The organism is Flavobacterium psychrotrophum, assembly GCF_003403075.1.
Lineage (GTDB): Bacteria > Bacteroidota > Bacteroidia > Flavobacteriales > Flavobacteriaceae > Flavobacterium > Flavobacterium psychrotrophum.
The window spans coordinates 3,328,263-3,353,229 of record NZ_CP031557.1 but is presented as its reverse complement, the minus strand read 5'-3'; the positions used below and the strand labels follow the sequence as shown (position 1 = coordinate 3,353,229).

Genomic DNA, 24,967 nt, shown 5'->3' with positions numbered 1-24,967 from the left:
TCTAAAAAATAGTACTTGAATTTTTATCTCAGTATGTTAAGATATTGGTTTATGGTTGTGTGTTGTTATACTACAGCATCATCAATAAACGCATTGCCCAAAGCAATGAACCTTTTAAGGTGATTATTGCGGCGGGGCTCACCTCTTCCCATCCCGAACAGAGAAGTTAAGCCCGCCTGCGCAGATGGTACTGCATTTTGTGGGAGAGTATGTCATCGCCTTTTTTTAGAAAGCCCTTTACAAGTGTAAAGGGTTTTTTTGTTTTGGAAATATCTTATCCTTATCACTACTTTTGCAGCATGAAAGACTTTATAATTGTAGGCGGAAACCTGGCAGGTATTGCCTTTGCTGAAACGGCTATCCAAAATGGTAAATCGGTATTTGTAATTTCAGATCAATCGCAAAATTCCAGCCTCGCTGCTGCAGGTATTTACAATCCGGTAGTGTTAAAGCGTATGAAGCCTACACAAGATGCCTATGAGCAGCTTATGTATATGAAACCTTTTTATACGGCATTAGAGAAAAAATTAAATATAAAGTTTGATTATCCTATTCCATTATATCGCAAATTTGCTTCTGTCGAAGAACAAAATATGTGGTTTGAGGCTATAGATAATCCTAAGCTTACTCCATTTCTTCATCCTGAAATACAACACAAAAAGTTTTATGGTATTGATTCTCCATTTGGCTATGGCAAAGTTTTGCATACAGGTTATCTTGATACATATGCTTTGATAGCGGGCTATAGAAATTTTCTTATATCCCAGGGAGATTTTCTGCAAGAAACATTCGATCATAGCTCCCTTATTGTGGAAGATGATTGCGTAATATATAAAGGCTACAAAGCTAAACATATCATCTATGCAGAGGGATTTGGGATGCTTAAAAACCCTTACTTCGAAAACTTGCCACTAAATGGAACTAAAGGAGAATTACTTTTGATCAAAGCCCCTGAATTAAATTTGAGTGTTTGTATAAAATCGAGCCTGTTTGTTCTGCCGGTTGGCAATGATCTTTATAAAGTGGGTGCAACATATGAATGGGAAGACAAAACATCAACCCCCACGGAAGCTGCCAAATTAGAATTGGTTGAAAAGCTTAATGAAATTATTGGTTGTCCTTATGAGATTATAGAGCAATATGCGGGTGTAAGGCCAACTACTAAAGACAGGAAACCCTTAATAGGCACCCACCCTGAGCACAAAAACATCCATCTTTTAAATGGATTAGGAACACGTGGTGTTATGTTAGCACCTTATATGGCAAAAGAGTTGTATGAATCAATACAAAATGGGGAGCCAATGAAAAGGGAAATCAATCTTAACCGTTTTATTTCTTAAGCTCTCTCCAGTCTTTCCTGTAGCTTACAAAAAAGTTAATCCATATATTACGGGCCCATCGCATCTGGAAAGGCATCAATACAACCAACGCAACAACTATAGCAATAAAAGCGGTTTTAATAGTTGTTTCTAATAATACAAAAGATACAATAAATGCGGCAATACCGAAACCGACACCTAAGCCATAGCTTACATACATAGCACCATAAAAAAATGATGGTTCTATTTTATAATGCAGGCCACAATGACTACAGTTGTCGTGCATTTTGTATATATTCGCCAAATTCAGAGGGTTTTGGTCTTTATACATACTTTCCTGATGGCATCGCGGACAGGTTCCTGTTAAAATGCTATATAATCTGGATCCTTTTTTTAACATTTGCACAAAATTTGTAATACAGCAAATTTACGATTTTAATATAAGACATTTATAATGCTTAACATACATAATTTATCGGTTTCGTTTGGAGGTACATATCTTTTTGAAGAAGTAACCTTTCGACTTGGAGCCGGAGACAGGGTAGGCCTTGTGGGTAAGAATGGTGCCGGAAAATCTACCATGTTAAAAATACTTTCAGGAGATATTGCACCGGATTCGGGTGTTATCGCTACCGAGAAAGAAGTTCGTATGGGCTTCCTTCGTCAGGACATCGACTTTATACCCGGGCGTACTGTGCTTGATGAAGCTTATCAGGCTTTTGTCGAAATAAAAAAGGCAGAAGAAAAGATAGATGAGATCAACCACCAGCTGGTTACCCGAACTGATTATGAGAGCGATGGTTATTCTAAGCTTATAGAAGACCTGAGTGATTATACACACCGCTACGAAATTCTGGGCGGTTATAACTATCAGGGTGATACCGAAAGGATATTGCTGGGACTTGGTTTTAAACGTGATGATTTTGATAAGCTGACCGATACTTTTTCGGGAGGATGGCGTATGCGTATCGAACTTGCCAAGCTGCTGCTACAATCTAATGATGTGTTGCTGCTCGATGAGCCAACCAACCACTTGGATATCGAAAGTATTATCTGGCTGGAATCATTCCTTAGAACGTATCCGGGCGTTGTGGTAATTGTATCGCACGATAAAATGTTCCTTGATAACGTAACTAACCGTACCATAGAGATATCGCTGGGTAAAGCATACGATTTTGCCAAGCCTTATTCTGAATACCTTATTTTGCGTGAAGAAATTCGCGAAAAACAACTGGCTACCCAAAAGAACCAGCAAAAAAGTATTGAGCATACTGAGAAGCTTATTGAGAAGTTTCGTGCCAAAGCCAGTAAGGCATCTATGGCGCAGTCAATGATTAAGAAGCTGGAAAAGGTAGAGCGTATAGAAGTTGATGAAGATGACAACTCTGTAATGAATATCTCTTTTCCTGTGTCGCAAACACCAGGTCGTGTAGTGGTGGAAGCCGAACACGTAACAAAAAAGTATGGCGATAAACTGATACTTGAAGACCTTAACCTGCTTGTAGAACGTGGCAGCAAAATTGCTTTTGTGGGGCAAAACGGCCAGGGAAAGTCTACGTTTATTAAAGCTATAGTGGAGGAAATTCCTTACACCGGTACTATAAAGTTAGGCCATAATGTACAGCTGGGCTATTTTGCCCAAAACCAGGCAGAACACTTAGATGGTGAAATAACGTTGTTACGCACCATGGAAGATGCAGCTACCGATACTAACCGTAGTAAGGTGCGCGATATGCTGGGTTCATTCCTTTTCCGTGGCGATGATGTAGAGAAGAAGGTAAAGGTATTGAGTGGTGGGGAGCGTAACCGTCTTGCATTATGTAAACTGTTACTCCAGCCCATCAATGTGCTGGTAATGGATGAGCCTACCAACCACCTTGACATTAAATCGAAGAACGTACTTAAGGCAGCACTTCAAAAATATGAGGGGACGCTGTTGCTTGTTAGCCACGACAGGGATTTCCTGCAGGGTATGAGTAATATTGTATATGAGTTTAAAGACCATAAAATACGCGAGTACCTGGGCGATATAAATTACTACCTGGAGCAACGTAATATGCAGAACATGCGCGAGGTTGAAAAGCGTGATGTAAAGCCACAGGCTGTTAAAGAGGTAAAAGCCCCTGTAAGCTTTGACGATCAAAAGAAAGGCAAGGCATTACAAAATAAGCTAAGTAAAATTGAAAGCCAGATACAGCAGCTTGAGGGCGATATCCAGAAGGATGACCGCGCACTGGCAGACCATCCGGAAAAACTGATGGGCGATGCTTCTTTTTTTGCGGCGTATGAAAAGAAGAAAAAGGACCTAGACGGACTAATGGTCGAATGGGAAAGCGTTCAGGAAGAAATAGAGAATGCTAAATAAAACAAAGCCCCGCAAGTAATTGCAGGGCTTTTTGGTTATTGTTTTTTTTCAATAGTAACCTCTTTCTTGGTTACAGTAACATTATTTTTGTCGGTGCCGTTTTTGCTTTTAATGCTTACCCCGCCATTGCCTATGCTTACTGATGTACCATCCGGGTCTTCAGGTGTAGCGGTTGTTGTTGTGGTAGTAGTAGTTGTAGAACTGCTTTCTGTTTGTGGGCGTGGTGCCGGTGGTGGTGCCGGATTCTCAACAGGTGGCGGAGGCGGTGGCACTACTTCTTTGTCTTTGCAGGATGCCATAAGTACTAAGGCAAGCCCTGAAAATATTAATACTTTTTTCATGATCTTAATTTTTGTATGGTTATTTCTTACATAAAGTTACATCATTATAAAATATACCGTACTTAAATTAAACTTAAAGTTTACAGTATCAGTCCTATGCGTTTACTGTGTTCAATAGCTTCGCTGCTGTCTTTAAAATAACATACGGCTATGCCCATATCTTCCATGTTTTTTATAGCTGCCAAAGGTTTTTCTTTTTTACTGTGCCCGGTTTGCCGAATGTAGACTGCTTTTACCGTTAAAGGGAAAATTTTGCAAACATCTTCATACAAATAGGGGTCATGCTGAGAGTCATCTCCCAGTAAGGTATATTGAAGGTGCGGGTAAAATTCCAGTATGTGTTTTATCTTATCGAATTTGTGGTTGTGGTTACCACGCCCGGTTACAAAAAAGTCCATCAGGCTGGTCTTAATATCTTTTAGCAATAGTACGGCGCGGGGCAGTTCGTGCTTTTCGGTAAACTTTACAATAAAGTTATAAAGATTCCATTCGCTACTCGATACATAAAAAAAAGCATTCATCTCATTTTTCTTATTTCGGCCTGCCGTACTTAGTGCCTGGTAGTGGGGTACCACATCGTTAAATATCTTACGGCTGTTAATGTTCCTAAATAACAGTATATAGATTTTCTTAAAGAACTTCCGCGTATGCGAAACCAGGAAGGTGTCGTCAATATCAGATATAAAACCCAGGTTACCCTCATACGGTCTTATATAGGTGCCCTTTTCGCGTATCTCTTCCCCTTCGTGGTAAATGCTTACATAATAATCTGCCCAGCCGTGGGCAATCTCTTCAGTAAGCGGGATGCAGAATTTAAAGTAGCCATCGGCTAATGTTTTAGAGCGTATTTTTTTACCATCGTGTTCCAGCCATACTTCATAGTTAGGAATGGTTTTAACCGTAAACATCCGCAATACGGAACGTGCATTTTTAAAGCGTTTTTTTTCAAACTCATAGCTATTTGCCGTGTTAGGTTTAAACACGTGGCCAAAGACCACAAATTCCTGGTCGTTGGCATATCCGCGGTACAGTTTTAAAATTGGCTTCATTAAAATTTATATATTTAATAAGAATCGTTGTGACTGATTATCTTTAAATTTATTCAAAAAAAAGGAGAAATGGGTAGCCCAAATAAATTTTTGCTTATAATTAACCCTATTGCAGGTGGTATTGATAAAACTGAACTGGTAACAGCCGTAAGGGATTTTGCTTCGGCAGAACGTATTGAACTTATAGAATATGAAACTACAGGCGACGACGACCAAGTAGCGATAAAAGGTCTGTATGAAGAGCATGAACCTGCACGGATACTTGTAGCAGGGGGCGATGGTACAATTAAAATTGTGGCCGAAGCTGTAGAGCATCATGATGTTATAATAGGCATACTACCCGCAGGAAGTGCTAACGGATTATCTGTTGACCTTGAATTACCCGACGATTTACAGGAAAATCTTAAAGTAGCCTTTAAAGGACATGCCATGGAAATGGATATGGTTTGCATTAATGGCAAAAAAAGCCTGCACCTGAGCGACCTGGGAGCCAACGCAGAGCTGGTTAAAAACTATGAGGGCTCTAATATAAGGGGTAAGCTGGGTTATGCCCTACAGGCAATTAATACATTAAAGGGGCTGGGCGAACCTTTTATTGTGACTGTAGAAGCCAACGGGAAAAGTACAGAGACAGAAGCCCGTATGGTAGTAATTGCCAACACGCAGCGCTATGGCACGGGTGTAACCATTAACCCTGTGGGCAAAATGAATGATGGCAAGTTTGAAATCGTGATACTTAAAAATCTTGATATTATACTTATAGGTAAAATACTGGCCGGTAATATGCCGCTGGATGACAAGGAACACGTAGAGATAATTTCGGCTAAACAAGCTACAGTAACTACTAATGTACCGGTAAGTTTCCAGATCGATGGGGAATTTTGCGGAGAGGAAAGCAAACTGGATATAAAGATACTGCACAAACAACTGCGTGTAGCAATACCCTAAACTTTAAAAGGGCTGCGCTCCTTCCAGTTTACAACCGGGTCAAAATAGGTAAACAGCTTTGCCATAAAAAAGTTGATAAACGGGTTGGTATGCTTTATCAGCCCGTAAACATTTTCGGCACGTGCACCTATAGAGCTTTTTATTTCCATGGCGCTGCGGCCAAAAATAATATGGCTAAATTGCTTTTTTATGCCATAGCCCGCCATATCATACAACATATTAAGGTACAGCATTTTTTCTTTTTGCAGTGCGGCATCATAGCCCAGAAAATAGGTATCCATGTCGGCGCCGTTCTTTATAAGGGTATTAAAGCCAATAAGAGTGCTGTCTAAAAAATATCCGTAAAATAAAAAGTCGTTACCCAGTAGCTGCTTAAATTTAAGGAAATGGTCTTCGGGTAAATGAAAGGTATTGAAAGATGCGTTGCCGGCTACAGTAAGGTACAGGCGCTGTATGCATGCGTTGTGTTCTCTTATCTCAGCTTCGGTAAGTTTGCGCTTTTCTATGCCTTCGGCCTTTTTACGGGCACGGTTATACTGGGTGCGGTACTTGGTACTTAGATCGGTAAGATAGTCATCCATGCTTAGCCAGTGAGGCCTGATGTCAAAAACCATATTGGGTTGTGTGCAAAACTGGTAATACCCTTCAAACCCTGCAGCTTTAAAGTCGGGCAATTCACTTTCGTTAAAATCTTTTATCGAAAGTATATTGATGTAAATACACTTTTTGCGGTATTTCTTTTTCAGCTTTAGCAGCGCTTTTTCTAACTGCCTTAAGGCATCGGCTCCGTTTATGTTTTTGCTAAAAATATAAGCATTTTGGCCGGTCAGCATATTGTTACCAATAACCAAAACTTTAGATGAAAATTTCTGGAATATATAATCTTTTATGCTAAAAGCCCTTTTCTGGACAAAGGTATCTACTTTGCTCAGGTCGATATACTGCGCCAGTGCAATGCCACAAAGTTCATCGTCTTTAAACAGGCCTATAAAATGCGCTTGTAAATTAGCAGGTGCTGATTGTTCCAGTAGCGAAAGATAGACGCGCGAAAGAAATACATTTTCACGGGCAAGTATATCCCAGGCAAGGGGCAGGTCTGCCACGTGTTTGTAGAGCTTGTAATGCAGAGGTGTTGCCAATGGATGGGTATAAAGTCTTTTTTTAAGACGTTGTAAAGTTATGGAAAATTAAATCTTCAAATAGTTAAAGAATTTCCAGAAATACCTGCTTCTTAGATATCCCATATTCTTTTCATTGGCATATGCTTCACGTTCAAAGCTAATATTGCGATAGGCAGTTTTCTGGTCTTTATATTTAAGATAGCGAATGCCATATTCAATAATATACCACATATAGAAAGGCAGCACCAGCAATTCTGCCTGTTGCCGCAGGTGGATGCGCTCATGGTTAAGCAGTACCGGATGCGATGCCAATGCCGCATCCCTTACAAAGACAAATGGAAATAATGCTATGGCGGTATAACCCTTTGGGACTAAATATTTAGAGGTAACAACTATCATTTGAACTCATTTAAGCTTTTTTGATTGAAGCGAAAAATAGAAATTTTTGTGCTATATTTTGACTTTTTTGCACTGCATAGCAGCGCTACGGAGTAATAAAACAGGTGAAATATAGCACAAAAAGAGCATTTTGCAGCCAATTGAAAAAAGTTTAAATGAGTTCTGTTTAAAGTTCATAAATTTGCGTATATGAGCAGCGGAAATTTTGGAAATATATTAATAGAAGGCGAAGATTATTACCTCTCGCCCGAAGGCTATAAGGTATTTACCGAAGCCTGGCATTTAAAACGCGGCTATTGCTGCAAGAGTGGCTGCCGTCATTGCCCGTATGGGTTTGACAAACGAACAGGAGAATTTAAAAAATAGTGTTTAGTAATCAGTACTCAGTTGGCAGATAGTTGCACTGAATACTGATCACTTAACACCGAACACTAATAAAACATGACATTCGAACAGCAAATATTAGAAGGCATACCGGCCATATTACCGGAGCTAAAACCATACGATACAGCTATTAACCACGCGCCAAAGCGTAAAGACATTCTTTCGCCGGAAGAACGCAAGCTGGCATTGCGCAATGCACTGCGTTATTTTGAGGCAGAGCACCATGCTGTTCTGGTTAAGGAATTTGCAGAAGAGCTGGATACTTACGGGCGCATTTATATGTACCGCCTGCGTCCTGATTACAAAATGTATGCCCGACCGATTGATGAATACCCGGGCAAGTCAGTACAGGCAAAAGCCATTATGCTGATGATACAAAACAACCTCGACTATGCAGTGGCACAGCACCCGCATGAGCTTATTACCTATGGTGGTAACGGCGCGGTGTTCCAGAACTGGGCACAGTACCGCCTTACCATGAAATACCTTGCCGAAATGACCGATGAGCAAACATTGGCTATGTATAGCGGGCATCCTATGGGATTGTTTCCGTCGCATAAAGAAGCGCCAAGGGTGGTGGTTACAAACGGTATGGTAATACCTAATTACAGCAAGCCGAATGACTGGGAGAAATTCAACGCACTGGGCGTATCGCAATATGGGCAAATGACGGCAGGCAGCTATATGTACATTGGCCCGCAGGGTATTGTGCATGGTACTACCATTACAGTACTTAACGGCGGACGTAAAATTGCAAAAGACGGCGAAGGATTAGCAGGTAAACTGTTTGTAACTTCCGGGCTTGGGGGTATGAGCGGTGCTCAGCCTAAAGCCGGAAATATTGCAGGCTGCATTACTGTATGTGCAGAGGTTAACCCTAAAGCCGTAACGACACGCCACAGCCAGGGCTGGGTAGATGAAGTAATAACAGATCTTGATGCGCTGGTAGCACGCGTAGCATTGGCGAAAGCCAATAAAGAAATCGTTTCTATAGCCTACCAGGGCAACATAGTAGACGTATGGGAAAAATTTGACCGCGAAAATATATATATCGACCTGGGTAGCGACCAAACCTCGCTGCACAACCCGTGGGCAGGTGGCTATTATCCTGTTGGTTTATCATTAGAAGAATCGAACGAGCTGATGGCAAACAACCCGGAAGCCTTTAAGGCCGAAGTGCACGAATCGTTACGCAGGCAAACCAATGCCATTAACAAGCATACCGAAAAAGGGACTTACTTTTTTGACTACGGTAACGCATTTTTGTTAGAGGCATCGCGCGCCGGTGCTGATATTATGGCGCCAAACGGCATCGACTTTAAATACCCAAGCTATGTGCAGGATATTATGGGGCCTATGTGTTTTGACTTTGGTTTTGGGCCATTCCGCTGGGTTTGTACTTCGGGTAAGCCCGAAGATTTACAGGCTACAGATGCTATAGCTGCATCGGTGCTGGAAGAAATGGCTAAAGATGCACCGGCAGAAATTCGCCAGCAGATGGAAGATAACATTCGCTGGATAAAAGGTGCACAACAAAATAAACTGGTAGTAGGCTCTCAGGCACGCATATTATATGCCGATGCTGAAGGGCGTACCAACATAGCGCGTGCCTTTAATGAGGCTATTGCAGCCGGTAAAATAGGGTCTGTGGTTTTAGGCCGCGACCATCATGATGTAAGCGGTACCGATTCGCCTTACAGGGAAACCAGCAATATATACGACGGTTCGCGCTTTACAGCCGATATGGCCATACAAAACGTTATTGGCGACAGCTTCCGCGGGGCTACGTGGGTAAGCATCCACAACGGCGGCGGCGTAGGCTGGGGTGAGGTAATTAACGGTGGCTTCGGCATGGTTCTTGATGGTACACCAGATGCGTCAAGGCGCTTAGAATCAATGCTTTTTTGGGATGTTAACAACGGTATTGCAAGGCGCAGTTGGGCCAGGAACGAAGGTGCAGTTTTTGCCATAAAACGTGCTATGGAGAACGAGCCGCTGCTTAAGGTAACGTTGCCAAACACGGTAAGCGATAACCTGCTTAACCTGTAATATTCCGGATACATTGTTACCAGATGCTGAGGCGTAAATTGCTATTGAAATAAAATTAACCTTTATTCTTCGTCCTATGAAAACGATAAAATTGCTCTCGCTCTTTGTGCTTACTACTTTTGCGGTAAGCTGTGCATCTGTTAACGTAAATACGGATTATGATGACAATACTGATTTTACAACCTTTAAAACGTACGGCTTTTTAAAAGACGGGGTTGACAAGGCTGAAATTAGCGACCTTGATAAAAAGCGGATCATGAAAGCGCTCGATACAGAACTTACAGCCAAAGGCCTGACTAAAAGTGATAAGCCCGATGTGTTTATTAACTTTTTTACCAAAGCCAGTAAAGATGTCAACGTAAATAACTTTGGCGGCTACGGCGGTTGGGGTTATGGCGGCTGGGGCTGGGGAGGTTACGGCTGGGGAGGTCCATGGGGCTGGGGAGGTAATTACACCTCTGTAAGTACCCAGACCGAAGGCACACTTTACATTGATGTTATTGATGCTAAAAAGAAAGAACTGGTTTGGCAGGGCATAGGCAATGGTGTGCTTACTCAAAACCGCGATAAAAAAACAACCCGTATTAACGAGTTTGTAAATAAGATTATTGCACAGTTTCCTCCAAAAAAAGATAAATAAAGGTCATGATAATTTGACTTTTGAAAAGCCTGATTTTTTAGTCAGGCTTTTTTGTTTACCTCAATAAATATGTGCTTTACCTCATTAATTAAAACCTAAAGTGGGTAGGAACTATATTTGGATATTACATTAAAGATACAACGTGCGGTGAGGTGAGTAAAGCCAGCATGTGTAGTAGTTTTATGTTATCTTAAATTTCATTATTACTTTGTCCTGAAAGTCGCAGTTTCATCAACCGCGGCTTTCGCTTTTTTGTGATATCTGTAATAAATAGATTGTTGCTGTAGCGAATAAGTTATAATACTGTCGTTTTTGTAAATATTGATAATAAATTCTTAATTTTACAAAAGCTATATATAATTATAAAACGCATGAGCGCACCATTTGAAAGCAATCCGCTTCTGGAAAGGCTTCCCAATCATTTAAGGCAGTTTATAAAACCGCAGGATTATGCTGAGTACACACCTATAAACCAGGCGGTGTGGCGCTATGTTATGCGAAAAAATGTAGACTATCTTAGCCGTGTAGCACATGAGTCGTACCTTGAAGGGCTTAAAAAAACGGGTATAGAAACAGAGAATATTCCCAGTATGTATGGCATGAACCGCATATTGCAGGAAATAGGCTGGGCTGCCGTAGCGGTAGACGGGTTTATTCCGCCGAATGCATTTATGGAGTTTCAGGCCTATAACGTGCTTGTTATTGCATCAGACATTCGCCAGCTCGAAAACATAGAATACACGCCCGCGCCCGATATTATTCACGAGGGTGCCGGGCACGCTCCCATAATTGCAAATCCTGAATATGCCGAATACCTGCGCCGCTTTGGCGAAATAGGCTGTAAGGCCATATCATCGGCACGTGATTACGAAATTTATGAAGCCATACGCCTGCTTTCGATACTTAAGGAAGCCGAGGGTACACCGCAGGATGAAATTGATGCCATAGAACTTCGTGTAGACCAGTTACAAAATGAACCTGCCGAGCCCAGTGAGATGGCGCTTATACGCAACCTGCACTGGTGGACGGTAGAGTACGGCCTTATTGGTACGCCTGAAGATCCTAAGATATACGGTGCCGGACTGTTGTCGTCTATTGGTGAGAGCGCCTGGTGCATGACCGATAATGTAGCAAAATTGCCGTACGATATTAATGCAGCCTATCGGGGATTTGATATTACAAAACTACAGCCACAACTTTTTGTAACGCCGGATTTTGCACACCTTAGCCTGGTACTGGAGGAGTTTGCTAATAAAATGGCACTACGCACCGGAGGCCTCAGCGGACTTGAAAAACTGATAAAGAGTAAGGCACTTGGCACGGTAGAATTAAGTACCGGCATACAAATATCGGGTGTGTTTACTAATGTCATTGAAAACGAGGGCAAACCCGTTTATATACAAACTACGGGTAAAACAGCATTGTCTTACCGAGAAAAAGAACTGGTAGGTCATGATACTTCATACCACGCCGAAGGCTTTGGCAGCCCGGTGGGGAGGCTTAAGGGCATCAACCTGGCTATTGAAGACATGAGCCCGCGTGACCTGATGGCCTATAACATTTATGAGGGCCTTACCGTAACGTTGGAGTTTGAAGGCGATATTACCGTTACCGGAGATATTATTACAGGCACGCGAAACCTTCAGGGTAAAATTATCCTGATAAGCTTTAAGAACTGTACGGTTACCCATAATGATACTGTGCTGTTCCAGCCGGAGTGGGGTATTTATGATATGGCCGTGGGCAAAAAAGTAATATCTGCTTTTAGTGGCCCTGCCGATGTTAAGAGTTTTGATATGGTTAGCCATGTACCATCAAGCAAAACCATCAAGGCAAAGAAATCTGCTGAGAGGGAAGAGCTTGAAAAACTGTACCAGGCCATTCGTAACATTCGCGAAGGTAAAGAAGCAGCATTTAGCATAGATGAGGTGTTTGCCAAGCTTACAGAAAGTCATTCCTCTGACTGGTTATTATCTGTAGAGATTGCAGAGCTGCTGCACAAACAAAATGATACAGTATTGTTACAGGATGTGCTAAAACATCTTGATGAAGTAAAAGAAAAACGTCCTAAGGTAGCCCATCTTATTACCGGCGGACTGGAACTTATATTTGAAAAAGAAAGTGTACTTTAAACCCCAAAAAAGCGTCCCGATACAGGACGCTTTTTTTATAGCAGGGTGTTCATGTTTTCGTTCTGCACCGGCTGTCCGTTATATTGCAGCGTCCAGCCCATAGTGTTTGTAAGTATCAGTATTTTGCTCAGTTCGCTTAGCAGGCGGTTCTGTGCATTGGTCTTAAGCGAACTCTTTTCTATTTTTTTGCGCAGGCTGGCCTTTACCTGTGTGCTGATCTTGTTATAATCGGCACCCGTAAATTCATTAAAGGTACTTTGCTGCACATCATAAAATTTAATGTCGGGGCTTATTTTTATCTCTTCCTTCGGTATGTTCTTTATCGTTATGGTTTTGGTCGTTTCATTAATGTCATACTGAATCTGCCTTAGGTCATAACTTACTGTGGCATCTGCATTAACCACTACCATAGCCTTTTTGTCAAAAGATACCATATCCATCATATAGCTCTGTTTGTTTTTATACGTCAGTACTTCGCTGTAATGACCTTCGGTAACTACCAGCTTACCCACATTTTTAAGTTGCTGCTGTATAAGCGCGGTTTCTTCAATGGTGGTTTTGTCGCTGTCGTCATCTTTAAATTCGCAGTATTTAAATGCAAGTACTATAAGAATAATCGCCGCTGCGGCAACAAGGATTTTTTTAAGCATTTTTATTTTAAATGTAAGAATAGTATTAAGAACACTGTGTTATAGCATCCTTAAAACTTTATATGCGGATGCTTTTTGCTTAAGGATGCAATCTTTGTGCCAAGGTTATCCAGGAACTTTTTGTGGCTGTCAGATTCAGGATTAAACGATCGGTGCTGTAATCCCTTTTGTATGCCATCGGCCAGCTTCATAGTCTGCTGTGCTTCTTCAGATACATAGGTATTGGTAAAACGTTCCCAGATGTAGTCAATAGCCATTTGGTTGGGGTGAATCATGTCTTCGGCATAAAAGCGGTAATCACGCAGTTCATCCATCATGATTTCGTAAGAAGGGAAGTAGCCAGTGTTCAGTATTCGGTGTTCAGTATTCAATGTCTGGTGTAGTGCTGAGATGAGGTTTGCCTTGCTCCACTGATTTTCTATAAAGCCATCTTTTATATGGCGTACGGGCGATACCGTAAAAATAAGATGCGCTGACGGATTTACATTGGCTATTGCCGAAACGATACCGCGTAATCCTGTGCTGATATGCTCAACAGAGAGTAGTTCTTTCGTAAATTCTTTTTGCGGTACTTTATGGCAATTGGCTACAAGCGATTCCGTTTCTATAAGGCGGTACACCCATGCGGTACCCAGGGTTATAATAATGTGGCTTGCCTGCATTATTTCGTTGCGCAGTTGTAGTGCAGCACCGTTAAGTGACTGTACTAGTTGTGAACTGTCAGTATGGCTCAGGTCGCTGTGCGCATCATAGCAATGCCAACGTTCGTTATGGTAAAAGATATCAGTCTCCGTAAAAATTTTATCTTCAATGGCATACCTGATAACCTTTTCAAGGGCCAGTGGGTGGAACAATATACCAAAAGGGTTGGTTGTATTCCTGAACTTAAAATAGTCAAGCTTTTGCCCTATGTTTACCGCAAAGCAAGACCCTAACGACACAATATGGGAATTGTAGTCAATTTTTATATTGCTTTCAGCGATAGGGATGTGGGTTGTAAACTGCATGGGTCTTATAAATTATGGACGATTCTTGTTATTCCGTTTTTTATCAAAGCTTCATTGAAATTTACTAATAAGCCAAGTTTAAGACCGGTTATGCGTAAATATGTTAGCATCTGCTTTTGATGAACGGGCATTATTTTTTCTATAGATTTTAGCTCAATAATAACTTTATTTTGCACAATCAGATCTGCCCTAAAACCAATGTCCATTATTAATCCGTCCCAAAAAACAGGTAAGCCTTTCTGCCTTTCTATCGTGAGTCCTGCATTTGTAAGTTCATAGCTCAGAATATGTTCATAAACGGATTCTAAAAGTCCGGGGCCAAGCTTTGTGTGGATTTTATAGCAAGTGTCTACAATTATTTTTGATAGTTCATTCTCAGTCATCAGGTGGGTTTGGTATGTTAAGCGAATATAGCAAAAGCATTTCGCGAAATCAATACAAGTTTCACTGAAGAAATTATTAGGATTAAAAATCTCGCAAAGACGCTAAGGCGCAAAGCTTAAATGCTCCGCATTTATTTAATCATCATAAGCTTGCGCCTTGACATCTTCTCAAATTAGAGAATAGTTTTCTGGATTAGAAATATATTATAGCCCATTAAATAAAAATCTCGCAAAGACGCAAAGGCGCAAAGTTTAAATGCTCTGCATTCATTTAATCGTCATAAGCTTTGCGCCTTTGCGTCTTTGCGAGAAAAAAAAACATAGGGATTAATTGTAGGTATACAGCGTAGTATGCACACTGCCATCGGGTTCGGTATGCGTTTCGCTCGCCGGGTAATCATCGGTGTTATAAGTATATGTGCTGTAGCTGTTACTAACAGTATTGTTTTGGGTTGACTGCACTGTAGTTATATTATGAGCACCACCCTCTAATGCCGCAAGTGTTCTTACAAGATATGCTGTAGATGAACTAAGCGGAGCTTTTTTTGCATCGAAGTTGTAGGTCGTGGTCATTTTAGAACCGGCTGCTTTTAAAATATCGCCACTACTGTTTAGTGTAAGTGCTAAGGTATCTACAACCTGGTTTTGATTTTGCGGCCCGCCGGTGTAGCGTGTAACGGTTACATTGTTGCCATTGTAAGAATAAGTCGATTTAAAGGCACTTTTGTTGGCATCTGTAGCGGTATAGTCGTATGAGGTAAATTCGCCGAAAACACCCGAAGTTGTGTATTTGTATACATCTTTTTTAACCAGGCTGCCATTAGTGTAAAAGTTGACCTCTGTTAAAAAATCGCCGGCATAAGAGTAGACTTCGTTTGTGCCATTGCTGTGTGTAACTTCAAGTAGTTGATCATCACTATACCTGTATTGCGAGGTAAACGTAGTGCCGTTTGGTGCTGTTTCTACTGTAGTGCGCAGCATCGGTGTTGAGGTGCCGCCGCCACCCAAATAGCCACTGTCATCAGAGCATGATGTCAGCGATGTGGCAAGCATAAATAATAAGATATTTTTCATTTTTTTCTTTTGTTAAGCATTTTACAGCAAATATATAAACAATAGCTATTACGTTATAGGGCTTGCTTTAAATAGCATTAAAAAATAAAGGGCAGCCAACCGGCTGCCCTTGCATATGTATTAAAAGTAAATTACTTTATAAAATTCTCAGCAGCGCTTAAAGCCTCCGGTACACCGGCAGCATTTTTACCACCTGCTGTAGCAAAGAATGGCTGTCCGCCGCCGCCGCCCTGAATGTATTTACCCAGTTCGCGCACTACCTGCCCGGCGTTAAGGCCTTTCTCAGTAGCAAGCTCTTTAGAGATATAGCAGGTAAGCATTGGTTTGTCTTCTGTAACAGTAGCTAATACAAGGAACAGGTTCGTGCCCAGGTTACCAAGCTCATAGGCTAAATCTTTAGCGCCGTTAGCATCAAGGTCAACCTGTTTGGCCAGGAATTTCACCCCGTTTATTTCCTGTAGCTCGCCTGCAAGTTCGCCTTTAAGGTTTTTGGCCTTATCGCGTAGTAGCTGCTCCAGTTGTTTTTTTAGTTTAGCATTTTCATCCTGTAATGATACCACAGCTTTAAGCGTATCCTGCGGATTTTTTAGTGTAGCCTTAATTTCAGCCAGGGTTTTTTCCTGCGATGCAAAGAAATCTTTTACCGCGTTGCCTGTTATGGCTTCAATACGGCGTATACCTGCTGCAACGGCACCTTCGCTTACTATTTTAAACGACCAGATATCGGCAGTGTTCTTAACGTGTGTACCACCGCAAAGCTCCATGCTGTCGCCAAATTTAATAGCGCGTACATTATCGCCATATTTTTCGCCAAAGAGCGCCATAGCACCTTCTTCTACCGCTTGTTTAAACGGAATGCTCCTGCGCTCTACAAGCGGCAGGTGCTCGAATATACGGGCATTTACAAAGTCTTCTACTTTTTGCTGCTCCTCTTCGGTAACTTTTGCAAAATGCGAAAAGTCAAACCTCAGGTAGCCCGGACTTACTAACGATCCTTTTTGCTCTACGTGCGTACCCAGTATATGGCGCAGTGCCTGGTGCAGTAAGTGTGTAGCAGTATGGTTGCTCTCACTCTCATGCCTTAGCAGCGGATTTACCATAGCGGTAAAGGCCGCCTTTACATTTTCTGGCAGCTCTTTAGTAATGTGCAGTATAAGGTTGTTCTCTTTTTTAGTGTCCAGTACTTCAATGGTTTCGTTAGCCGATTTAAGTACACCACGGTCGCCTACCTGACCGCCGCCTTCCGGGTAGAAAGGAGTCGCACTAAGAACGATTTGATACAGCAATCCGTCTTTTTTAGAATCTACCTTGCGGTAACGGGTAATGTGTACTTCGTTTTCCAGCTGGTCGTAGCCTACAAAACTTTCGGTATTACCATCAACAAGTATAACCCAGTCGTCTTTAGCAACTTCAGATGCAGCACGGCTGCGTGTTTTTTGTTTTAACAGCTCGGCATCAAAACCTTCTTTGTCGTAGCTAAAGCCTTTTTCTTTAAGGATAAGCGCTGTAAGGTCTTCCGGGAAACCGAAAGTATCATATAGTTCAAATGCTTTTTCGCCACTAACTTCAGTACCTTTAGTTTCACTAATAACATTATCCAGTAGCTGAAGCCCCTGGTCAAGCGTGCGTAAGAATGAATTTTCTTCCTCACGGATAACATTTGTTACCAACGACTGCTGTTGGCGTATCTCCGGGAAGAAATCGCCCATCTGGTCTGCCAGTACAGCAACAAGTTCGTAGATGAATGTCTCTTTTTTGTTAAGGAAGGTAAACGCATAACGAATAGCCCTTCTTAATATCCTGCGGATAACATAGCCCGCACCACCGTTAGATGGTAGCTGCCCATCTGCAATAGCAAAGGCTACTGCACGCACGTGGTCTGCCACTACGCGTATTGCTATGTTTACTTTTTCTTCTTCGGGCGTAGCGTTTTTAGCTACATATTTAGTACCGGTTACGGCTTCTATTTTAGTAATAAGCGGGGTAAATACATCAGTATCATAGTTACTCTGTACACCTTGCAGCACCATGCACAGGCGCTCAAAGCCCATACCGGTATCTACGTGCTGTGCAGGCAGTTTCTCCAGGCTTTTATCTGCCTTACGGTTAAACTCCATAAATACGTTGTTCCATATCTCCACCACGTGTGGGTGGTCGTTGTTAACCAGGCTCTTGCCAGATACCAGTGCTTTCTCCTCAGCAGAGCGAATGTCTACGTGAATTTCAGAACATGGCCCGCACGGTCCCTGGTCGCCCATTTCCCAAAAGTTGTCTTTCTTGTTGCCAAGAATAATGCGGTCTTCATCTATCAGGCCTTTCCATATGTCGTATGCCTCCTGGTCAAAAGGTACACCTTCTTCGGGGCTGCCTTCAAACACAGATACATACAGTATGTCTTTCGGTATTTTATATACTTCGGTAAGCAGTTCCCATGCCCAGTTAATGGCTTCTTTTTTAAAGTAGTCGCCAAAGCTCCAGTTACCCAGCATCTCAAACATGGTGTGGTGGTAGGTGTCAAAGCCTACATCTTCCAGGTCGTTGTGCTTTCCGCTTACGCGAAGGCATTTTTGGGTGTCGGCAATACGCTTACTTTTCGGCGTGCCGTTGCCAAGAAAAAACTCCTTAAACTGTGCCATACCGCTGTTGTTAAACATAAGGGTAGGGTCGTCTTTAGTAACTATGGGTGCAGACGGGACAATTAAGTGGCCCCTGTCTTCAAAAAATTGCAGGAATTGTTTCCTGATATCCTGGGATTTCATGCTCGTATGAAAGTTTGTTTAATGAGTTCAATATTACAATTAAAATACCTTTGGCAGCCTAAAATTAGCGGTAAAACCGTAACATTTATTACATTTGTCCGTTATGGATGCAGGCGCCCGGCACGGTTTTTACCGTTAAGGTGCAAAAATAGAATAATTTAACCACATGGCGAAGGCAAAATATTATTACGATCCTGAAAAGCTGGCCTTTCATAAAATAAAGACCAAAAAGGGTAAAAAGATAGGCGTGGCGCTGCTGTTTATAGTGGCAGCTGCACTGTTTGGGTTTTTGTGTTTTGTGGTACTGCTAAATACGCCGTTTTTTGAAACCCCTAAAGACAGGCTGCTTACCCGCGAAATTGAGAGTATGAAATTGCAGTATGAGATACTGAACCGCAAAAGTGCCCTGATGGAAGAGGCACTGAATAGTGTAGAAGACCGTGATAATAATGTTTACCGCACTTATTTTAACGCCACACCTATTCCTGAAGAGCAGCGCACGGCAGGCTTTGGCGGGGTTAACCGTTATAAATCTATAGAAGGATACAACAACAGCGACCTGGTAAAGAATACTACAAAACGATTAGATGTACTGGCTAAGGAAATTGTGATACAAAGCCAGAGCCTTGATGAAATAGCCAAACTGGCAAAAGATAAAGCAAAACTGCTTACTGCCATACCGGCCATACAACCGGTAAAAAACGAAGACCTGCGCCAGATGGCATCGGGCTTTGGGTACAGGAGCGACCCGTTTACAAAGGTGCGTAAGTTTCATGCAGGCATGGATTTTAGTGCACGTACCGGTACGGTTATCTATGCCACCGGAGATGGCGTGGTTTATGCAGCAGATAATAAAATGTCTGGCTACGGTAACCGTGTGGTTATAAACCATGGCTATGGCTACCAGACACTGTATGGGCACATGAGCAAATTTGCCGTAAGGGCAGGGCAGCGTGTAAAACGTGGCGACATTATAGGCTATGTAGGTAGCACAGGCCGCAGCGAGGCACCCCATCTGCATTATGAAGTGCACAAAAACGGTACTGTGGTAAACCCGCTTAACTTTTATTATGGAAATATTTCTGCAAAAGAATATGTTTTAATTGCTAAATTAGCTAACCAGGAAAATCAATCGCTCGACTAAATGCACTTAGACCTGCCCGAAAAAAGATATTACAGTATTGGCGAACTTGCCAAAGCCTTTGATGTTAACGCGTCGCTTATCCGCTTTTGGGATAAGGAATTTGACGTGCTTAAGCCAAAAAAGAATGCCAAAGGCAACCGTATGTTTACGCCCGAAGACGTAAAGAACCTGCAACTTATTTACCATTTGGTAAAAGAGCGCGGCTTTACACTTGATGGTGCAAAGGTGCACCTTAAGGGTGGACAGAAGAAAACTATGGATACCTTTGAAATTATCCGTAAATTAGAGGCTATAAAAACACAATTGATCAATATTAAAAAAGAACTTTAAAAACATCCAACAAATGAAAAAGTGGTTACTACCCGTAATAATTATTGTAGCAGTAATAGCAATTGGCTTTTTTTGGAGCATGGGCATCAAGAACGGAGCTATAGATAAAAGCCAGGCCGTTAGTAAAGAATGGGGTAATGTAGAAACTGCATACCAGCGCCGTAACGACCTTATAGGTAATCTTGTGGAGACTGTAAAAGGTGCTGCTAATTTTGAAAAGAGTACACTTGTAGAGGTTATTGAGGCCAGGAGCAAAGCCACATCAGTACAGGTAGACCCGTCTAATGCCACGCCAGAGCAGCTTGCAGCTTTTAGTACTGCGCAGGCTAACCTTATGGGGTCGGTTAATAAATTGATAGGTAACGTTACGGTAGAGAAATATCCGGAATTAAAATCAAACCAAAATTTCCTGAAACTGCAGGATGAACTGGCGTCGACAGAAAATACCATACAAACACAACGTACACGCTATAATGAGGTGGTACAGGAGTATAACAACTATGTGCTGAAATTTCCTAACTCTATGTTCTTAGGCGAATATAAAGAGAAACCATATTTTAAAGCGGTAGAAGGTGCAGACAAACCGGTAGAGGTTAAATTTTAAAAATAAAAATATTATGCCCGAAGCTAATGATTTTCTTACTGCTGCTGATGAAGGGGCTATTGTTGAAGCTATTCAGCAAGCCGAAAAAAACACCAGTGGTGAGATTCGTGTACATATAGAAAATACATCTCAAAAACCTCCGCTCGAAAGGGCACAGGAGGTTTTTTCTGTTTTAGGCATGGAGGCTACTACTGCCCGTAACGGAGTGTTGTTTTATGTGGGTGTAAAAGACCGTGCCTTTGCTATTATAGGCGATGAAGGGATAGATAAGGCTGTAGAAAATGATTTTTGGGATTGTACCAAAGATGTTGTTATAGGCCACTTTAAAGAAAACCGCTTTAAGCAGGGGCTTGTAGAAGGCATACTGCGTGCAGGCGAAAGGCTTAAAACCTATTTTCCGTATGCGGATGATGATAAAAATGAACTTCCTGATACCATATCTAAAGGATGAAAAAAATACTACTGCTTTGCCTGCTCTATACAGGTATACTATTATTGCCGCAACATAGTTTTGCGCAATTTGACATTCCGCCAAAGCCTGATTTTCAGACTAGTGTATATGATTATGCCAACCTGCTTTCTGCATCAGATAAAAAGCAGCTGGAACAAAAGCTTATTAATTATGCCGATACCACTACAACCCAAATAGTAATTGCCATTATACCATCGCTTAAAGGCGAGAACATAGGGCTGCTTACCCCTAAGTGGGGCCATGAGTGGGGTGTGGGCGGTACTGCAAAAGACGATAACGGCGTTTTTATAGTATTAGCCGAGAAAGAGCACCAAATTTGGATTTCTCCGGGGTACGGTGCTGAAGACCGTATGACAGCCGGGGAAGTGGGGGAGATGACCCGTGAGGTTATTATTCCGGAGTTTAAGGCAGGCGATTATTATGCCGGTCTTGACAAAGGTACTGATGCCATTTTCCAGATGCTTAATGGTAAATATAAAGGCACCCGCCAGGGGGGGGACGGTAAAGAAAGTAATGATGGCTCGGGTATATTAGGGATATTCATCTTTATCATAATAATTATCATCTTCATCATTTCCCGTTTTAGGGGCGGCGGCGGTGGCCGAAATGGCGGCAGGCGTAGTGGTGGCCTTGATCTGGCCGATATTCTTATACTGGGAAGCCTTGGGCGCAGTTCTGGCGGCTGGGGTGGCGGTAGCCGTTCTGGTGGCGGTTTCGGCGGAGGCGGAGGCTTTGGTGGTGGATTCGGTGGCGGCGGCTTTAGCGGCGGCGGTGCCGGTGGCAGCTGGTAGGGTTATTCGCTTACTACTGCATTTGTATATACATTAACCATTTCGTTTACAAAGAAAGAAGGATACAGCCCGGTACGTGCGTAAAATGCTTTTGAGAAATGCTGGGCATTTGCAAAACCAGCCTCTTCGGCAAGGGCCTTAATTGTAAAATTGCGATAGCGTGGCTGGTTGCGCAAAAGTTCAATTATAAAATCTACCCGCAGGTCATTAAGATAATTACTAAAGCTTTTTTCTTTATAATAATTAATTATTTTAGACAGGTAGTTGGCATTAGTGTTTAATACTGCTGCCAGATCATTTAATGTAAGTTCCTTTTTAAGGAACTTATTTTTTGCTTCAAACTTTTCCAGTTGGGCGAGCACACTTTTTACAACTTCGGGGTTAATGTCCGGAGCCTGACGTGTTTCTGCTGTGGTTTCGGCAATGGCCTCAGGCTTTACAGCTATACCATCGGCAATATTGACGGCTTTTTTTTGCTGGTGTTCCAGGCGGGCCATCAGTTCTTCAAAACGTTCCTTATACTTTTTCTGGTGCTTAAAATAACGATACATAAGCAGTAGCATGGCAGTAACTAATAAGCCAACAGCGCTGTACAGTAAAACCATAAGCGCTTTGCGGTTAGTCAGTTCATCTTCTATCGATTTTTTTTCTGCAATAAGGGCTTTGGTGTCATATTCCTTATATACTTTACCAGAAAGGTATTTGTAGTTTGCATTTAGTACACTGTCTACCTCCATAAGGCGGTCTACATAATACAACTGCATTTGTATATTGCCGGTTTTCTTGGCTTCGTTTATCAGTATCTCATAATTTTCCCTTAAGTCCGGGCGGGTGTATTTTTTTGTTCGAAAAGCCTCATCGGTCTTTTTAAAATACGCCATAGCTTTTTCGTTATTGCCTAACGCGCGGTAGCTTTTACCCAGGTAGAATGCCGCTACGGTTTCATTCGCAAAATCATCATTGGCATTTACTTCAGGAAGTCCTGCATTAATTTTTTTAATGGCTTCGGCATAGTTTTTTTTACCGTATTCATTAATTCCTTCATAAAAGCTTATATAAGCAATAGATGATTTGTCATTAGTTTTTATGGCACGTTCCAGAGCTTTGTTGTTTGCTACTGTACACAGGTCATATTTTCCCATTTTGTTATAACAAAGTGCTATGGAGTTCATCGAATTGATGTAGCCTCTGTTTGCTGTTTTGTCAAAAAATGCAGCACATTGTTCAAATAGTACCAAGGCTTCCTTATAAAATCCAAGATAGAATTTTATGTTGGCAATGTCATATTTAATTTGATGCTTAAGAGACTCGTCGGTGGTTTTTGAAGCATACTCATTAGCTGCCAAAAAATTATCCATTGCCTCTTTATAATTCTTTTGGGTATAATATACTGTTGCTTTATGCTCATAGGCTTTACCTAATTTTTCGTTGGTGCCTATTTTTTTTGCGATGCTTATAAGGCTGTCTGCATAGGGCAACATTAACTGAGCTGCAGAACTGTATATGTAGTTTTGATAGGCCCGGTATATTTTTTCAGGGTCGTTGTCCTTTTTAGCTTTTTGTATATATCCATTTAAGTACGGCTTTAGGTATATGGTATCGTAACTGTTGTCGATAACCTGCTGTAGTTCTTCATATGACTTTTTTTTTGCCGTATCAGGGCTTTCCTGAGAAAGTACTTTATGGCAAAATAAAAGAAAAACAAAAAGCAATACTGTGCCGCCTTGCCTCATAAAGGATATTTTTAATTATTGTGGAGCACTGCAAATTATTAAAAAAAGCGCGTTATAGCACTAAAATACCTGCATTTTATGCTTTTGGTTTTGGACGTCTTGCCTGTAAGGTGTTTTTTGTTCTTGTTTTGATTTAATGTTTTGGTTTTAAGTGTTTTGTGTTTGTTTTTTTTAGGTGTGAATTCATGAATTCGTGGTGTTGTATTCATGAATCCTGCCTTATATGCTTTGCATAGCGCCGGCACAGCCTGTAGTTTTGTCCTCGTTAGCTGCTCAGCAATCGGCTAACAACTCAGCAAAAAAAAGTTCTGCTACCCGGGATGCACAAGAACTTATAGGAACACATTATTCAACCATTACATCTTGATTAACCATGAAAAGATACTATGTCCTATTTGTCTTTTGTACACTCGTGCTTAATTCCTGCATCACAGATGACAACACTATAGAAGCGGAAGCTTCGCAAAACACAGGTTCATTACAGTTAGCACACAAAGATGCCGTAATTGTAAAAAATACATCTAACCCTTATGACGCAGCCGGAGATTTATATGTAAAGGTAAGAGATATCGCACCTTATGTAGTTCCCGGAACATCTGTTACGCAAATTACAGTTGATGTTAATGATGCAGCCGCTAAAGTGCTTACAGCTACTTATCCGGGATATTCGGGGGTAGGTTTAAATGATGTAACCTGGGTTGTAAATAACTATACCGATACTGCCATTATAAATGCCACGGCGGCATCGGCTGACGGAAAAACAAAAATAGCAGAATTGCTTGTGCTGGCACAATCGTTAACAAACAAGTCATTTAGTAGTGTATATGCGCAGCTAACAAGCTTTGAAAATGCCGTTTTGAGCGATAATAAGCTTAATGACCTCGACAGGAAAATTGTGCTTACGGCTGCTGCTGTAGCGCGCTACCAAAGCTGCGATAACGGCGACGAAGATAAATACTGGATAAAGAAAAGACCTGCCATACTTGGTGCCATTAACGGCGCGGGTACAGGCGTAGCGCAGGCAGTAACCATGGCAATGGCTACAGAAATGTCTCATTAATACCGGACTTAATAAACCAACATAGTCACAATCACCAATCTTGCAGTACATGGAAGGCCTGAGGTTTGTCTTTCAGGTACTTAAAAATTACTTAAACCTTACTCTGCCCCCAGAGCCGCCGCCGGAAGGTAACCATTGCTATTTGTATGGTTGTTGGAAAGCGGTGGTGTGCGGGTAGAAAATTTGTAAAATTGGCCTTGATCAGGTCGTGAA

At 41.7% G+C, this 24,967-nt stretch carries 24 protein-coding genes and 1 rRNA gene; 14 read left to right on the top strand and 11 right to left on the bottom strand.

Annotated elements, in window-relative coordinates:
* Nucleotides 1–115: 115 nt before the first annotated feature.
* Both rrf and DYH63_RS14405 read left to right on the top strand, forming a co-directional pair.
* Nucleotides 116–224, top strand: a 5S ribosomal RNA gene (rrf, locus tag DYH63_RS14410).
* Nucleotides 225–299: 75 nt separating this feature from the next.
* A complete protein-coding gene (locus DYH63_RS14405) occupies nucleotides 300–1,340 on the top strand; it encodes an NAD(P)/FAD-dependent oxidoreductase (protein WP_116789464.1) in 1,041 nt (346 codons plus the stop codon).
* Here the strand turns inward: DYH63_RS14405 and DYH63_RS14400 are convergent.
* A complete protein-coding gene (locus DYH63_RS14400) occupies nucleotides 1,330–1,719 on the bottom strand; it encodes a DUF983 domain-containing protein (protein WP_116789463.1) in 390 nt (129 codons plus the stop codon). The genes DYH63_RS14405 and DYH63_RS14400 overlap by 11 nt on opposite strands.
* Nucleotides 1,720–1,773: 54 nt before the next feature.
* Between DYH63_RS14400 and DYH63_RS14395 the strand changes: the two genes are divergently transcribed.
* Nucleotides 1,774–3,684, top strand: a complete 1,911-nt coding sequence (locus DYH63_RS14395; protein WP_116789462.1) for an ABC-F family ATP-binding cassette domain-containing protein — start codon at nucleotides 1,774–1,776, stop codon at nucleotides 3,682–3,684.
* Nucleotides 3,685–3,719: 35 nt separating this feature from the next.
* Here DYH63_RS14395 and DYH63_RS14390 read toward each other — a convergent pair whose 3' ends face one another.
* Together DYH63_RS14390 and DYH63_RS14385 are read right to left on the bottom strand one after the other, a co-directional pair.
* Nucleotides 3,720–4,025, bottom strand: a complete 306-nt coding sequence (locus tag DYH63_RS14390) for a hypothetical protein (RefSeq protein ID WP_116789461.1) — start codon at nucleotides 4,023–4,025, stop codon at nucleotides 3,720–3,722.
* A gap of 80 nt (nucleotides 4,026–4,105) precedes the next feature.
* Nucleotides 4,106–5,074: an App1 family protein phosphatidate phosphatase gene (locus DYH63_RS14385; RefSeq protein WP_116789460.1), complete on the bottom strand. Its 969-nt coding sequence runs from the start codon at nucleotides 5,072–5,074 to the stop codon at nucleotides 4,106–4,108.
* A 69-nt stretch (nucleotides 5,075–5,143) separates the two neighbouring features.
* Here DYH63_RS14385 and DYH63_RS14380 point away from each other — a divergent pair, with 69 nt between their 5' ends.
* Entirely contained in the window at nucleotides 5,144–6,022 is an 879-nt protein-coding gene (locus tag DYH63_RS14380) for a diacylglycerol/lipid kinase family protein (protein ID WP_116789459.1), read from the top strand.
* On the opposite strand, the gene DYH63_RS14375 is transcribed toward DYH63_RS14380, so the two are convergent.
* Both DYH63_RS14375 and DYH63_RS14370 read right to left on the bottom strand, forming a co-directional pair.
* Nucleotides 6,019–7,125 carry an 8-amino-7-oxononanoate synthase gene (locus DYH63_RS14375; protein ID WP_240409012.1) on the bottom strand — a complete coding sequence of 369 codons (1,107 nt, stop codon included), beginning with the start codon at nucleotides 7,123–7,125 and terminating at the stop codon, nucleotides 6,019–6,021. The genes DYH63_RS14380 and DYH63_RS14375 overlap by 4 nt on opposite strands.
* Nucleotides 7,126–7,209: 84 nt before the next feature.
* Nucleotides 7,210–7,542: a hypothetical protein gene (locus DYH63_RS14370; protein WP_116789457.1), complete on the bottom strand. Its 333-nt coding sequence runs from the start codon at nucleotides 7,540–7,542 to the stop codon at nucleotides 7,210–7,212.
* A gap of 189 nt (nucleotides 7,543–7,731) precedes the next feature.
* Between DYH63_RS14370 and DYH63_RS21345 the strand changes: the two genes are divergently transcribed.
* The 4 genes from DYH63_RS21345 (at nucleotide 7,732) to DYH63_RS14355 (ending at nucleotide 12,747) form a co-directional block, all read left to right on the top strand.
* Nucleotides 7,732–7,908, top strand: a complete 177-nt coding sequence (locus DYH63_RS21345) for a C1orf53 family protein (protein ID WP_162927038.1) — start codon at nucleotides 7,732–7,734, stop codon at nucleotides 7,906–7,908.
* Between the two features lie 75 nt (nucleotides 7,909–7,983).
* Nucleotides 7,984–9,975 carry a urocanate hydratase gene (gene hutU / locus DYH63_RS14365; RefSeq protein WP_116789456.1) on the top strand — a complete coding sequence of 664 codons (1,992 nt, stop codon included), beginning with the start codon at nucleotides 7,984–7,986 and terminating at the stop codon, nucleotides 9,973–9,975.
* 76 nt (nucleotides 9,976–10,051) lie between these two features.
* Complete coding sequence (locus tag DYH63_RS14360) at nucleotides 10,052–10,615, top strand: DUF4136 domain-containing protein (protein WP_116789455.1); 564 nt, start codon at nucleotides 10,052–10,054, stop codon at nucleotides 10,613–10,615.
* 371 nt (nucleotides 10,616–10,986) lie between these two features.
* Nucleotides 10,987–12,747, top strand: a complete 1,761-nt coding sequence (locus DYH63_RS14355) for an aromatic amino acid hydroxylase (RefSeq protein WP_116789454.1) — start codon at nucleotides 10,987–10,989, stop codon at nucleotides 12,745–12,747.
* 35 nt (nucleotides 12,748–12,782) lie between these two features.
* Here DYH63_RS14355 and DYH63_RS14350 read toward each other — a convergent pair whose 3' ends face one another.
* The 5 genes from DYH63_RS14350 to alaS form a co-directional block, all read right to left on the bottom strand.
* A complete protein-coding gene (locus tag DYH63_RS14350; RefSeq protein WP_116789453.1) occupies nucleotides 12,783–13,397 on the bottom strand; it encodes a DUF4230 domain-containing protein in 615 nt (204 codons plus the stop codon).
* 50 nt (nucleotides 13,398–13,447) lie between these two features.
* The gene (locus DYH63_RS14345; protein ID WP_116789452.1) at nucleotides 13,448–14,404 is read right to left on the bottom strand and encodes a GSCFA domain-containing protein; all 957 of its coding nucleotides are present in this window, start codon (nucleotides 14,402–14,404) and stop codon (nucleotides 13,448–13,450) included.
* A gap of 5 nt (nucleotides 14,405–14,409) precedes the next feature.
* Nucleotides 14,410–14,787: a GxxExxY protein gene (locus tag DYH63_RS14340; protein WP_116789451.1), complete on the bottom strand. Its 378-nt coding sequence runs from the start codon at nucleotides 14,785–14,787 to the stop codon at nucleotides 14,410–14,412.
* A gap of 327 nt (nucleotides 14,788–15,114) precedes the next feature.
* Nucleotides 15,115–15,861 (bottom strand): hypothetical protein, encoded by a 747-nt coding sequence (locus DYH63_RS14335; protein ID WP_116789450.1) that lies wholly within the window; start codon nucleotides 15,859–15,861, stop codon nucleotides 15,115–15,117.
* 131 nt (nucleotides 15,862–15,992) lie between these two features.
* Nucleotides 15,993–18,620, bottom strand: coding sequence for an alanine--tRNA ligase (gene alaS / locus DYH63_RS14330; protein ID WP_116789449.1), 2,628 nt, complete (start codon nucleotides 18,618–18,620; stop codon nucleotides 15,993–15,995).
* A 166-nt stretch (nucleotides 18,621–18,786) separates the two neighbouring features.
* Here alaS and DYH63_RS14325 point away from each other — a divergent pair, with 166 nt between their 5' ends.
* Genes DYH63_RS14325 through DYH63_RS14305 form a run of 5 tightly spaced genes read left to right on the top strand, consistent with a single transcriptional unit; the run spans nucleotide 18,787 to nucleotide 21,961 of the window.
* Nucleotides 18,787–19,764: a M23 family metallopeptidase gene (locus DYH63_RS14325; RefSeq protein WP_116789448.1), complete on the top strand. Its 978-nt coding sequence runs from the start codon at nucleotides 18,787–18,789 to the stop codon at nucleotides 19,762–19,764.
* Nucleotides 19,765–20,094 (top strand): MerR family transcriptional regulator, encoded by a 330-nt coding sequence (locus DYH63_RS14320; protein ID WP_116789447.1) that lies wholly within the window; start codon nucleotides 19,765–19,767, stop codon nucleotides 20,092–20,094.
* Nucleotides 20,095–20,107: 13 nt separating this feature from the next.
* On the top strand, nucleotides 20,108–20,698 hold the full coding sequence (locus DYH63_RS14315) for a LemA family protein (protein ID WP_116789446.1): 591 nt from the start codon (nucleotides 20,108–20,110) through the stop codon (nucleotides 20,696–20,698).
* Nucleotides 20,699–20,711: 13 nt separating this feature from the next.
* Nucleotides 20,712–21,149 carry a TPM domain-containing protein gene (locus tag DYH63_RS14310; protein WP_116789445.1) on the top strand — a complete coding sequence of 146 codons (438 nt, stop codon included), beginning with the start codon at nucleotides 20,712–20,714 and terminating at the stop codon, nucleotides 21,147–21,149.
* Nucleotides 21,146–21,961 carry a TPM domain-containing protein gene (locus DYH63_RS14305; protein WP_116789444.1) on the top strand — a complete coding sequence of 272 codons (816 nt, stop codon included), beginning with the start codon at nucleotides 21,146–21,148 and terminating at the stop codon, nucleotides 21,959–21,961. The genes DYH63_RS14310 and DYH63_RS14305 overlap by 4 nt, the downstream gene beginning before the upstream one ends.
* A 2-nt stretch (nucleotides 21,962–21,963) precedes the next feature.
* Here the strand turns inward: DYH63_RS14305 and DYH63_RS14300 are convergent, their stop codons facing one another.
* Nucleotides 21,964–23,694 carry a helix-turn-helix domain-containing protein gene (locus tag DYH63_RS14300; RefSeq protein WP_116789443.1) on the bottom strand — a complete coding sequence of 577 codons (1,731 nt, stop codon included), beginning with the start codon at nucleotides 23,692–23,694 and terminating at the stop codon, nucleotides 21,964–21,966.
* A 373-nt stretch (nucleotides 23,695–24,067) separates the two neighbouring features.
* On the opposite strand from DYH63_RS14300, the gene DYH63_RS14295 reads away from it, so the two are divergent.
* Nucleotides 24,068–24,754, top strand: a complete 687-nt coding sequence (locus DYH63_RS14295; protein ID WP_162927037.1) for a hypothetical protein — start codon at nucleotides 24,068–24,070, stop codon at nucleotides 24,752–24,754.
* Nucleotides 24,755–24,967: the final 213 nt, after the last annotated feature.